The sequence below is a fragment of the [Phormidium] sp. LEGE 05292 genome, assembly GCF_015207735.1.
Classification (GTDB): Bacteria; Cyanobacteriota; Cyanobacteriia; order Cyanobacteriales; family Aerosakkonemataceae; genus Floridanema.
Window position 1 is genome coordinate 1 of the sequence record NZ_JADEWG010000163.1, and the last position, 13,379, is coordinate 13,379.

The window sequence follows — 13,379 nt, forward strand, 5'->3', positions numbered from 1 at the left end:
CCTCCCTACCTCCCCACCGTTCGGCTGACGGCTCGGCTGACGCTCGCCGAAGCCCTCACGGAAGCCCCCCCACTTCTTCAACTCCCCCCAATTGTGAAAAAATTACTCTTTACTTTGAGGTTGAAGATACTGGGCCAGGGATTGAACCGGAGGAAGTGGAGGTATTGTTTGAGCCGTTTGTGCAGAAACAAAATACGCCGAATACTCAGGAAGGGACAGGATTGGGTTTATCTATTAGTCGAAAATTTGTGCAGTTAATGGGAGGAGATATTAGGGTGCATAGCTTGCCACAGCAAGGTACTCTCCTCCAGTTTGAGATTCAAGTTGACTTAGCAACCTGTGTTCATCAAAACCCGCAACAATGTACTCAGAAAGTGATTGGGTTGGTTCCTGGGCAACCTAATTATCGGATTTTGGTGGTAGAAGATAATCAAGAGAACCGGGAGTTGCTGGTAAAATTGTTGCGATCGCTCCAGCTGGAAGTACAAGAAGCAACCAACGGTCAAGAAGCTATTTCCCTCTGGCAAAGTTGGCATCCAGATTTAATTTGGATGGATATGCGAATGCCTGTGATGGATGGATATAAAGCAACCAAGCAAATTAGAGCGATAGAGAAGAAATTAACAGCCATATCCCCTTTACAGCCAACCAAAATCATCGCCCTCACTGCTAGCGCCTTTAAAGAAGATCGGGTCAAAGTTTTGGCAGCAGGTTGTGATGATGTTGTGAGCAAACCTTTCCGAACACAAATAATTTTTCAAAAAATGTCACTATATTTAGGAATGCAATATATCTATGCTCAACAAACAGAAATTGAAGCCAACCAAGCAAATTCATCGAATACTACCAACCCCGCTTTTACTGCTAAAGTTCTTCAGGAAATGCCAGAACAGTGGATTGAAAAAGTTCAAGCAGCAGCAATTATTGGTTCAGATGAGGAACTATATAAACTGATTGCAGAAATTTCTGCGCTTTATCCTGATTTAGCTAATATGTTAATTAACTGGGTATCTAATTTTCAGTTTGATAAGTTGCTCGAATTCATTGAAAATAGAGATAAAATCAATGAATAACAAGCAGATGATCCAGGATTTAGGAGGATAAAAAGACTCTTTAATCCAAAACTCAAAAAACGAAGCTAAGAACTTTCTCCTATTTAAAAATGATTTCAAAATTTATGAATTTCGACAAACCTGACATTTTCAAGGCAGATATTCTGATTGTTGATGACTCACCGGATAATCTACGAGTTTTATCTACTCAACTAAATCATCACGGGTATAAAGTGCGCTGCGTTAGAAGTGGTGAAATGGCATTGATTGCTGTTCAAACCAATCCTCCCGATCTGATTTTGCTGGATATTAGAATGCCAGAAATGGATGGCTATGAAACCTGTCGATACATCAAAGAAAATCCTCAATTTGGTGATATTCCCATTATCTTTATCAGTGCTCTTGACGATCCGATCGACAAAGTAAAAGCTTTTGAAGTTGGCGGGGAAGACTACATCACTAAACCTTTTGCGCTCAAAGAAGTTTTAGCTCGTATTAAACATCAATTGATAATCGGAAAACTACAAAAACAACTCATTCAAAAAAATGAACGTTTACAACAGGAAATTTATGAGCATCAACGAACTGAAGCAGCCTTGCGAGATGCCAAAGAAGCAGCTGAGGCAGCAAATTATGCCAAAAGTGAGTTTTTAGCCAGGATGAGTCATGAACTCAGAACTCCTTTGAATGCCATCCTGGGTTTTACTGAATTAATGCAGGACAGTACATCACTTACTATTGAACATCAAGAATACATCAAAACAATCCATCGTAGTGGTCGGCACTTACTCAAACTGATCAATAATATTTTGATGATTACACAAGCAGAAAATCGGCATATTTCGTTAAATGAAGAGGATTTAGATTTATATTATTTACTCGATCAGATAGAAACATACTGGCGGTTAAAGGCAGAATATAAAAATCTCCTGTTTATTGTTGATTATAATTCAAATTTACCTCGATATATTCATGCTGACAAAAATAAACTACTCCAGATTTTTAATAATCTCCTGGAAAATGCCCTAAAGTTTACACCTCAAGGTTATATAAATTTTCGGGTGTGTGCAGACAGTGTTATTGCAAATGCTGAACAAGAAGTAACAATTGAAACCCCAGCACCAATTAAACAGAAAATAGCACTTTACTTTGAGTTAAAAGATTCGGGTTTAGGAATTTCAAACAACGAAATTAATAGTTTATTTGAAGTGTTTTCGCCAACAGAAGTAGGAGGAAAAATTAAACAAGGAATCGGCTTGGGATTGCCAATAACTCGACAGCTTATTCAACGCATGGGTGGAGATATTACAATTACCAGTAAGCCCGAACATGGGACGACTGTTAGTTTTTTTATTAAAGTTGATTTAGCAGAAAAAAATGATTTACATGAATTGGTTGAAAATTCTGAGGAGTTTACTGAAGATCTCTTAGATGCAGTTTCTTTTCAGTTGTCACTGGAAACTATAACACCTGATATGTTGCAAGCAGTTATGCCTGCTCAATGGGTAAAAGCGATTCATTTAGCAGCAATTAAAGGATTCGATCGCCAGATCTCACAATTGATTCAAGAAATCCCCTCATCTCATTCCACCTTAGCTGAAACTTTAAAATATTGGACAAACAACTTCTGGTTCGATCGTATTGTCAATTTAACACAACCATTGCTCAATTTACCTAATTCTAATTAGTCTCTAACCAAGATCAAGATCGAATTACTGAATTAGTATTATGATGTGTATTTCATTAAAGTCAATAGTTAAAATTTAAAAACAAATTATGGTTTCATAATTTGTTTTTAAAATCTTTAATAAAATAAATAATTTGATTCTCACTTAAATAATCACCCAGTAAAAATCATGAAATTTTTTAATAATCCATCTTATTTTATTATTAATACCTGCAAAAAAGTGCCTTTGCGCTTTATTCTCGTCGTGCCTTATGTTGTACAAATTTCCACAGCCGTTGGGTTGACAGGTTGGTTTTCCCTGAACAATGGTCAACAGGCAGTAAATAATATTGCCAGCCAGTTGCTTGATGAAGTAAGTGAACGAGTTTCACTACATCTCAATAATTATTTAGCCGCTCCTCACCAAATTAATCAAATAAATTTAGCAGCCATCGATCAGAAAATACTTAATGTGAATAATTTCCCAACTACAGGGCGTTATTTCTGGAAACAAATGCAGTCATTTAATGTTAGTTATATCTCTTTTGGTAATCCTCAAGGGGAATTCATTGGCGTGGAAAGGCTTGATGATGGGAATTTGCTATTTAATGAAGTTTCCGCAAAAACTGGTTTAGGTAAACTCTATATTTATTCAACAAGTAAGCAGGGCGATCGCAAACAACTGTTAGAAGTCAAAAGTTGGGAACCCAGAATCGAAGCTTGGTATACGGAGACTGTAAAAGCGGGTAAACCAATCTGGAGTTCTATTTATCAATGGGAAGATAAGCCAGAGGTTTTATCAATTTCTGCTAATAGCCCAGTTTTTGATGGGAAAAAACTTATTGGGGTTCTCAGTGTCGATCATACATTAAGACAAATCAGTGAATATTTATCGAAAGTTAAACTTAGTGCAACCGGGAAAATTTTTATCATTGAACGCAATGGTTTACTAGTTGCTAGTTCCGCTAAATCAACTCCTTTCCAAATTCAAAATAATCACGCTAATCGACTGAAAGCATTAGAAAGTAATGATGAACAAATTCGAGTTACTACTCAACATTTAATCAATTCTTTTGGAAGCCTGAAAAATATCAAGGATAAACAAGAAATTATCTTTTTTAAAAATCAGCGATATTTTATAGAAGTAACTCCTTGGAATGGGAGTTATGGATTGGATTGGATAATTGTAATTGTTGTGCCAGAATCAAGTTTTATGCAGCAGATTAATGCTAATACTCGGACAACAATTTTGCTTTGTTTTTTAGCTTTAGCCACAGCAATTTTATTTGGATTAATTACCTCTCGTTTGATTACCCGATCGATTCATCGATTAGTAGAAGCAAGTCAAGCAATTACTAATGGCGAATTAGACCAAACTATTAATGTCAAGGGAATCAAAGAACTAGAAGTTCTTTCCCATACTTTCAATCAAATGGCGCAACAACTTACAGAATCTTTTACAGAAATGGAAAACCGGGTAAAAGAAAGAACTGCTGAACTTGCTAAAGCGAAAGAAGCAGCCGAAGTTGCTAACCGTGCCAAAAGTAAATTTTTGGAAGAAGTCAGCCATGAACTACGCACTCCACTGAATATTATTCTCGGTTTTTCTCAGGTATTGAACCATGACTTATCTTTGACACAGAAGCAAAAGGAAGCGATCGCCAAAATTCAAGCTAGCGCCGAACATTTATTATCTTTAATTAACAACATTATTAAATTTTCTAGATTAGAATCTAGCACAGCTACAATCCATGAGAATATAATTAAAATTGAACCCAGAAAAAATTCCCAAAATGCTGAGACTCTTCCCTCAGAAGATTTATTATCACTATTAACTCAATTACCTCCAGAATGGATAGCCGAACTACATCAAGCTGCCCTTAAAGGCTCTGATTGTCAAATCTTGGCATTGATAGAACAAGTATCCGAAGAATATATCCTTTTAACTGATACTTTAACAGTCTGGGTTAACGATTTTAATTTCAACAAAATTTTAGAGCTTATTCAACAGATGTGATTATGAAGCACAAATCAGAAAATGCTAATTTTAATGAAGATATTCTCATAGTTGATGATACACCAGATAATTTGCGCCTTTTGTCTGCTATGTTGACTAAAAAAGGATTTGAGGTGCGTAAGGCTTTGAATGGTCGATCGGCGATCGCATCAGCACAAGCAGATACACCAGACCTAATTTTATTAGATATCAAAATGCCAGAAATGGAAGGTTATGAGGTTTGCCAACATCTGAAAGCAGATCCCAAAACTCGTGATATTCCAGTAATTTTTATCAGCGCCCTTGATGACGTTATGGATAAAGTTAGAGCATTTGCATCCGGCGGTATTGACTATGTAACTAAACCATTTCAAGAAGCGGAAGTCCTAGCCAGAATTGAAAACCAACTCAAGATTCAAAGATTACAAAAAAAACTGCTCCAGCAAAATGAAGAATTGGCTCGATCGAACCGGGAACTAGAGCAATTTGCCTATGTTGTTTCACATGATTTGCAACAACCTTTGCAAGTGATTACAGGTTTTGCCAAAATAATGATGCTCCAATATCAAAACTCTTTAAATGAAACTGCCTTGGATTATCTTAACCGAATATTTGATTCCGGGGGTCGAATGCAGCGATTGATCCAAGATTTATTAGCTTATGCTCAAGTAGGTACACCAAATCAGACATTTGAATTAATTGATTGCAATCTAATACTAGAGCAAGTAAGAGAAAATTTACAAACTGCTATTGCTGAAAAAAATGTCAATCTGGATTACCATTTTCTACCAAAAGTAATCGGAAATGAAATCCAATTAATCCAACTATTTCAAAACCTTATTAGTAATGCAATTAAGTTTACTAATTCAGAAGTTTCACCCAAAATCAAAATTTCCGCTACCAAGCTAGACTGCAAGTGGTGTTTTGAAATTCATGATAATGGCATTGGGATAGACTCGCAAAATTTTGAGCAGATTTTTGAAGCTTTTCATCGAACTCCCTCTGCTAAAGAATTTCCCGGAACTGGGATTGGTTTGGCAACTTGTAAGAAAATTGTTGAAAATCATCAGGGAGAAATTTGGGTTGAATCTGAGTTGAATGTTGGCACAACTTTTTATTTCACTTTGGCTCTAGAAAACCAAGGATAACCTTTCTTTCTTCTTTTTTGTCTAAGTCCCATTAGTACGATCGCCCTAATGCTAAATACTTATAAAATTAAGAAAGAGCGATCGCATCAACGCCCCTAAAATCGCTGATTATTTAATTGCCAATCAACACCAATTACCTACTACAAACTACCCTCAAAACGGCATATCATCATCATCAAAATCTGGCGATATATCATCATTAATTTCTAAATTTTGTTGTTCTTCTTCCATTTGCATATCAATCCAACGCTTTGCCATTTTCAGGGCTTCCTTAGCATTTTTGGCGTTGTGAACAGGAATAAAGCATTTACCACCAGCATTCCACACTTCCACACAAAAAACTGGTCTAGCTTCAATAATCCAACCTTTATAAATTTCGGGCGAACTCATAAATATTAATTCTCTACTCGGTTACTATCTCTATATTAAAATTCCACTGCCTGCGAAGAGTATGTCCGGCAAATTCTTTGTCGGGGTGAGGAATTGCGATATGCAACAGAGCAGGCTACGCCAACGCACTTCCCTCATCCAAAATTACCCCTGTACAATCTACTTGGGAAAAATCTGTGCCACTCAGATTCGCCCCCCGCAAATCCGCCCTCGTCAAATCTACATCACGTAAATCCACATTACTTAGATTAGCCCGACTTAAGCACACTCCCGTCAAATCCGCCCCCCGTAAATCCGCACCTGTCAAAATTGCCCCATGTAAATTTGCCTTCGTCAAATTCACCCCTCGCAAATCAGCATTACTCAAATTAGCCTGTTTCAAATTTGCCTTAGTCAAATCCGCAGCTTTTAAATCTGCATCTTGAAGTTTTGCAGTTTCTAATTCCGCCTTTCGCAAGTTTGCCTTACTCAAGTCTACACTCCTCATGTCTACGCCTGTCAAATTAGCACGACTTAAATTAGCACCTCGCAAATTTGCGCTAGAAAGGTCTACATAACTTAAATTTACTTCTACTAAAGATACATCAGGTGCAATCAAATAAGCACCTAACTTTACAGGATCGAAATCTTGAGAAAACCGAGTTCGTAGAGTATAAACCGCTTTTTTAAAAATCGCTTCTCGTAAATCAGCCCCAGTTAAGTTAGCGCCACTTAAATTTACACCACTCAAATTAGCTGCAACTAAATTCACATTTATCAACTTAGTTTCTCTTAAATTTGCCCTGCGTAAATCTGAGCCTCGCAAATCTGTACCACTGAGATCGACACCACTTAAATTAATCAGTGGTAAAAACATATTAGGGCCAATTAAATAAGCTCCGGCTTTAGCCATATCAAAACCTTCCGGGCAACGAGTTGCTAAATTATAGACAGCATTTTGTAACTTTACACTCCGTAAATCTGTGCTACTTAAATCTGCACTACATAAATTAGCTCCTACCAAATTAGATCCTTCTAAATTAGCTCCCACTAAGTTTGCTTTGCAGAAATTAACACCCCGCAAATCTGCCTGATGTAAGTCTGCACCAACTAAGTTTGTTTTAAATAAGTTAGCTTGAGTGAGTACTGCTTTCCTCAAATTAGATAAATTCAGACAAGCTTCGCTTAAATTAGCTAAAGTCAAACAAGCTTCACTCAAATTTGCTTCAATTAAATCAGCAAAACTGAAGCAAACTTCCCTTAAATCGAATTTTCTTAAATCAGCTTTCCTTAAGTAAGCGCCTCTAAGATAAGCACCCCGGAGATCGGTTCCTTTCACAGAAGGGTTAAGAGAATTTGCACCGATAGATGCTTGCCAATTACGGTCTTTTTCACTTATGGCATTACTATTTGCATTAGCAGATTTGTCCCCTCGTTGATTAGCCACAATTTTCGGTAGTCGTACTACGTTGGAAGTTTGCATATTTAACTAAATAATTAAATAATTTATTTATTGAATTTAATAAATAAACAGCTAAGTCATTAGCTACTAAATTTTATATTCACTTTATCTCACTTTATCATGGCAAAATGCCACAGTGAAAGTACTTAATGTTTACTAAATTTTTATATACTACCTGCGTAAATTTGAGGTAAGAAGCACCCTGAATGCTGCTATCATCGGAGGTTCAAAAACTTAACAAGCGCCTTTTTTAGCTAAAACTACCCAAATTGTCTGAAAAATTAGATAAAGATCGTAAGCGATCGACCATTTGCGTTGATAGTCAACATCCATCCGCACAATGTCTTCAAAGTCTGTCACTGTAGAGCTTGTAATACCAGTTTTAACTTGCAATCTTTTCCAGTGATGAATTTCGTATTTTTCGACTTCTTCAACTGTGGGTGTACGAGTTCCCACTAAACTCATATCTCATAATAAAACATTCCAAAATTGAGGTAATTCATCTAAAACAATTCTCTTAAAGACTACATAAATACGTAAAAATTTGGTATCAAAACTTCTAAGGCTTTTACTTTTCTACGGTTGCCAACCAGTAAATTGTGTATGGTTCTTCTAGTTTTTGGTAAGTACGAGCTAAAACCGCAGTTAAATAACTCCGTAAATGCTGTGCATAATCATAATTTAGGGAATATGTTTGATTTTCTAGCTCTAAAAACAGTTTTCCGGCTCTTATTGTTTGATAATCTGTATTTTGCCACGATGCTTCGGTGAGTAAACTTGCATCTAATTCCGAGGGAACTAAACCAGCGGGAAGTTCTCCTGCTAACAACGCAAATAACCGTTGTTGACAAGCACGAATATTAATACCTTTACGTTCCAGTAAGTTGATAATTTTACCTATAGAAAGTGATGTGTCTCCAAAGGTACGTAATAATTCAAATAGTAAGAAGTAATCGTTATATTGCTGTCGAGAATTGTCTAAAAGTTGTGGGTAAAGCGGTAAAATTGCCAATCCTGTAGCAACGCGGTTTTCTGGTTTGATTGTTGATTTTATTTCGGCTTCTTGGATAACTTTAGCATTAGGAAATTTTTGGTTTAACCAAGTAGTTAAACCGGGAAGCATGGTATTTTTACCTGTACAAAGTACTTGGGTTATTGCTTCAATAGAAGTACCTGCTTGAGTTAAAAGTGTGTTTAATTCCCGATTCAAACTTTGGACAAAACGAGCAATTACCCGCTTTTGTAAATCTTGTTTCCTGATTTCTCTATCTTCTTCTCCTAAAGTGAAAGTAAAACTATCTTCTTGGGACAAAGTTAGTTTTAAATAACTTGCTGCTGACAACAATGTTTCTCCCCATTCGCTACTAGACAAGCGCATTTGTAATTGTTGGCGAGTTAATAAGTCAGGTTCACCTGGTAAGGGTTTTTCTATTTCTGATTCCCCATTTAAAAGTAATTGACAAACAATATCTTGATCCAGGTGATTTCCTGCGTAAGGAAAACTGCGAAGGATAAAGTCTTGGTAAGTTAAATCTTGCAGTTCTTCTGGCAAGTCAACCAGTGCTAGTTCTGTGGTATTGGCTCCTGAATTTATGACTAAAGTTTCACCTTGCCAACGCAGGGGGTAATTGTCTGAGTTATATTTAGTAGTAGATGTGGCAATATTTTCTGTGGTTGTTAACTTGTTTGCATGAAAATGTAGTTCTGTCAATAGAGAGGCGATCGCTTCCTCTACAAAACAAATTTGCTCCCCATTATTAACCAAACCAGATGCTAAAACCACCTCTCTAATATTAAACCGATAAGCTTCTGAAAAATTCGCCGGACAACTCACAAAAATTCCCGCCAAATCCGCTATTGCAGCCGCCAAATCTTCTGCTGATAACCCTTCAGCAACGCTATAATTAACTAAATTATTATTTGATTCGATCGACAAATCTTCCGATTTTTTGGTAATATTCAAATATGACAATAGCACTGTTATTGCTGAGATGATTTTACTTAAATCAATCTCTTTAATTTCTGAACAATTTGCCTCTCTCAAAGCTAAACTTGCACTTTCTTGAGGTTCTGACCACTTAAATATAGGTTCAAAATTTCCCGATTCAGCCGAGTAATAAGGTAACGCAACGTTTAAATATCTTTTAAAGTTTTTTGGTAATGCTTTCCCAGAAAAAGTAATTGGTAATCGCTGAGAATTTTCTGATAAATCTGTCTGTTCTGCAACCAACCAACTAATCGGATAAACTTGTTTAGTAGACTTGTTTAACAAAACAGCAGCCAGTCCTGTCGTCCCAATATCAATTCCTAAATACCAAACACTAGCAGGAGCAACAGGTAACGGAGATAAAGGACGTAGCGACAACAGAGACGCAGGAGTAGGCCGAGAAATTAATCTTTTTTCAATTTGATGAGCAATTGTTAATGGAATTGACTCTTTAGGGGAATTTTCAGGATTTTCAGCTAACATCTGCGGCGCAGTTTTCTCTTTTTGTTTACGTTTTTTCTTACGCAGCGACTTAGATTTTAGTTTTTTTTTTTCTGACTCTAGAGATTCTTGGCTAGTGACTGATTCTGGAGTTTCTTCTGGTTTTAATTCTGGATTAATTACTGCAATAGAACTGTTACTAGAATCACCAAATAAATCTTCAAATTCTGCCAAAATATGTTCGGGAATTGCTGTATTAATTTTTTCCTGTTCATGTTCTACAGCAGCAGCCAAATCTAAATCAATACTATCAGTAGCATCGTTAAGGGGTTCTATAATTACTTCTGGCGGTTGAACATTCAATTGTTCAACTCCTTCTAAATCAGAAAGGTCTTCATTTAACTGTTCTACAATATTATTTCCTAACCAAAGGTCTACTTTTGGGGTAGGTTCTGCTAACTCATTTGTGAGGAATTCTTCTTCCGGCGATGCAGTGGTTTTAGGTGCATTTTCTATTAAATCTGTCAATGCAGGAGTTACACCTGTATCTTCTATTAAATCCGATGATGCAGTAGTTTTAGGTGCATTTTCTATTAAATCTGTCAATGCAGAAATTGTATCATTCTCCTTTAATTGCAATGGTATTAAATTGGTAATTTCGACTTCTTCACTAATTGTTGTCGTCAACTCAACACCAGCATAAGGTAGTGGTATCACTGACGCTGTAATCAATTCTAATTGAGGATTTTTTGCTGTTTTTTCTAATTCAATAAATTCCAGTTTTGGCGATTTTGTTTCTTGGTTTAAGGTAGTTTCCACATCTTCATCTGGCAACTCAACAGCTTGAATTTTTTCTATAGTTTCTGCTAATTGTTGATTGACAATTTCCTGCAAACGGTTGATTAACGATTGGGAAAATTCAGTAACGATATCCTGTTGTTCAACTAATAATAGTTGAGGATCGATTAATGCTTTTCTTTGTACCTGTAACTGCTGAATCTCATTTAATAATGCTTGCCTTTGTTGCTGCAATGAGGCAATGTCTGTCTGTAATGATTCCGCTAATAAAACTCGATCGCTTTCTGCGTCAGTTTGCTCAAACAAGATTTGGTAACTGCTGATTTCTGCGACTTGAGCTTCCCCACCAGTAGCTTGTACTATGGTTAATTGTTCTTGCCATTTTCGCAGTTGTTGGCGAACACGCTCCAACATTTGCCGATCGGCATTACCATCTCCCACCAACCAACCAAAGCGGGATTTACTATCTTTGCTAAGTACTTCATCAATCTCAGCAATCAGTGCTTGGATTTTAGTTGTTTGGAACGTCATTCGATTTTAAATTTTAAATTTCAGATTTTAGATTGACCTCACAGGTTTGTTCAGTCTTTGCTTCTATCCGGTAATTCCACTTTGTTAATTTTAATTTACTTAATACTTACAATCAAGATGTGAACTTGCCTATAGGTAAATTCTTGGCTTTTCCTTGTTGTTCTTTACCATAAATTTAAAAAATTTGCAAGAATATACTCAGGGCAGTACTGAAGAGCGATCGCTAGAAAACTAACCATCTCGTAGTTTTTCGTGATAATCTCTATAAAGTGCTGCATTTGTAACGATCGTGTCAGTTTTAGACACTACTACCCATAGTTCTTCAGGAACTCCTGTTCTCGCAAGATATTGTGGTCAATTAGTTATGATTGATTTGCAGTCCTACTAAATCTGATACTATGCCAACTTATCAGCCTACCAAACTCTAAACAGCCCCCATTGATCTTTAGTTTATTTACTCAACATAGTCTTAGTGAAAGAATGGTCTGATGGAAGACCGAAACCATAATCTAATCCGTTCAACTCCTTTTTTCAAAGGATTACCAGAAGGTACCGTTGAAAAAGCTACAGCCCACCTCGTTACCCGTAATCATCCAGCAAACCAAGTAATTTTGCTAGAAAATGACTGGGGTAGTTCGGTTTACTTCATTCTCGAAGGGTGGGTGAAGATTCGCACCTACAACCTAGAAGGTAAAGAAGTAACCCTGAATATTTTGGGTAAAGGAGAAATATTTGGTGAAATGGCGGCACTTGATGAAGTACCCCGCTCCACCGATGTTATTACTTTGGCCCCCACAATAATTGGCAATATGCCAGCGCAGGATTTTGTCCAATTAATTTATTCCGAGCCAATGGCAGGAGTTCGTCTGGCTCAATTGATGGGACGACGTTTGCGCCAAGTCAATCGCCGACTCCGGTTAAGAGAATCTGATAGTATGTCACGAGTAGCAGACACAATACTATTCTTAGCAGACGGGCAGGGAAAACAAACTACCGAAGGAGTGGAAATTCCCAACCTGCCACATCGAGAATTGAGTAGCTTGAGTGGACTAGCAAGAGAGACTGTCACCAGAGTATTGACGAAGCTAGAAAAGAAAGGCTTAATTAAGCGGGATCAGGATATTCTGAGAATTCCTGACATGAATGCTTTGGAAAAAATGATCGTTTAAACCTGCTTACTTTTTGGCAATTTGCATGAGTGAATCTTTTCCAGACCCCGCAGAAGAAAATACTGGTAAATCTGGCTCTCCAACTCCACTACCTCAAACTCAAGCGCAATCAACTGCGCCTTTGGCATTAGTGGAAACAGCGTTTTTAGCCAGTACTGCCAGCTTAATTTGGTTAGTCAATTTTTACTTTCCTTTAGGTCCAGTACTACGAATCTTTTTCCCAGTTCCAATTGCTTTAGTTTACCTGCGTTGGGGAGCAAGAGCCGCTTGGATGTCGGCTTTAGTTTCTGGTTTATTATTATCAGTGTTGATGGGGCCGCCTCGCAGCATTCAATTTTTCATTCCCTTTGGTTTGTTGGGTGTGCTGCTGGGTGCTTGTTGGCGGCGGAGAACTAATTGGGCAGTATCAATTTTTTTAGGGACACTATTAGGCAGCATCGGCTTCTTTTTCCGATTTTGGCTGCTTTCGATCCTCTTAGGAGAAGACCTTTGGGTTTATGGTATTACTCAAGTAAGCAGTTTTTTAGATTGGGTATTCCTCAAATTGGGGTTACTGATAGAACCAAGTATATTTTTGATTAATGTAATTGCGATCGCAATGGTCTTCCTCAGCAACTTAGTCTACCTATTCGTCGTCCATTTAGCCTCCTGGCTACTACTAGAACGCTTAGGCAATCCCATTCCCCAACCTCCTCATTGGGTACAGGTGATTTTAGATTATGAAGAGTGAGTGTTGGGGGGCAGAGGGGCAGAGGGGCAG

Annotated in this window: 10 protein-coding genes; 6 read left to right on the plus strand and 4 right to left on the minus strand. The window is 37.3% G+C overall.

Translation table 11 applies throughout. The features are described 5' to 3' along the window. The 4 genes from IQ264_RS27510 to IQ264_RS27525 form a co-directional block, all read left to right on the plus strand. On the plus strand, positions 1–1,073 hold a 1,073-nt coding region (locus tag IQ264_RS27510), incomplete at its 5' end, for a response regulator (RefSeq protein WP_193984942.1). Positions 1,074–1,162: 89 nt separating this feature from the next. Next, the gene (locus tag IQ264_RS27515) at positions 1,163–2,740 is read left to right on the plus strand and encodes a hybrid sensor histidine kinase/response regulator (protein ID WP_228061864.1); all 1,578 of its coding nucleotides are present in this window, start codon (positions 1,163–1,165) and stop codon (positions 2,738–2,740) included. 168 nt (positions 2,741–2,908) lie between these two features. Further along, on the plus strand, positions 2,909–4,735 hold the full coding sequence (locus IQ264_RS27520; protein ID WP_193984945.1) for a histidine kinase dimerization/phospho-acceptor domain-containing protein: 1,827 nt from the start codon (positions 2,909–2,911) through the stop codon (positions 4,733–4,735). Positions 4,736–4,737: 2 nt separating this feature from the next. Next, positions 4,738–5,862 carry a sensor histidine kinase gene (locus IQ264_RS27525; RefSeq protein WP_193984947.1) on the plus strand — a complete coding sequence of 375 codons (1,125 nt, stop codon included), beginning with the start codon at positions 4,738–4,740 and terminating at the stop codon, positions 5,860–5,862. A 153-nt stretch (positions 5,863–6,015) separates the two neighbouring features. Here the strand turns inward: IQ264_RS27525 and IQ264_RS27530 are convergent, their stop codons facing one another. The 4 genes from IQ264_RS27530 to IQ264_RS27545 all read right to left on the minus strand — a co-directional run bounded on the left by IQ264_RS27530 (position 6,016) and on the right by IQ264_RS27545 (position 11,450). Next, positions 6,016–6,252: a hypothetical protein gene (locus tag IQ264_RS27530; protein ID WP_193984949.1), complete on the minus strand. Its 237-nt coding sequence runs from the start codon at positions 6,250–6,252 to the stop codon at positions 6,016–6,018. 115 nt (positions 6,253–6,367) lie between these two features. Beyond that, a complete protein-coding gene (locus IQ264_RS27535; protein ID WP_193984951.1) occupies positions 6,368–7,714 on the minus strand; it encodes a pentapeptide repeat-containing protein in 1,347 nt (448 codons plus the stop codon). 213 nt (positions 7,715–7,927) lie between these two features. Continuing rightward, positions 7,928–8,158 carry a sugar transferase gene (locus IQ264_RS27540; protein WP_193984953.1) on the minus strand — a complete coding sequence of 77 codons (231 nt, stop codon included), beginning with the start codon at positions 8,156–8,158 and terminating at the stop codon, positions 7,928–7,930. Between the two features lie 103 nt (positions 8,159–8,261). Continuing rightward, a complete protein-coding gene (locus IQ264_RS27545) occupies positions 8,262–11,450 on the minus strand; it encodes a hypothetical protein (protein WP_193984955.1) in 3,189 nt (1,062 codons plus the stop codon). A gap of 488 nt (positions 11,451–11,938) precedes the next feature. Between IQ264_RS27545 and IQ264_RS27550 the strand changes: the two genes are divergently transcribed. Then, positions 11,939–12,619: a Crp/Fnr family transcriptional regulator gene (locus tag IQ264_RS27550; protein WP_193984957.1), complete on the plus strand. Its 681-nt coding sequence runs from the start codon at positions 11,939–11,941 to the stop codon at positions 12,617–12,619. Positions 12,620–12,644: 25 nt separating this feature from the next. Next, positions 12,645–13,349, plus strand: a complete 705-nt coding sequence (locus IQ264_RS27555) for a DUF2232 domain-containing protein (protein ID WP_193984959.1) — start codon at positions 12,645–12,647, stop codon at positions 13,347–13,349. Positions 13,350–13,379 lie beyond the last annotated feature (30 nt).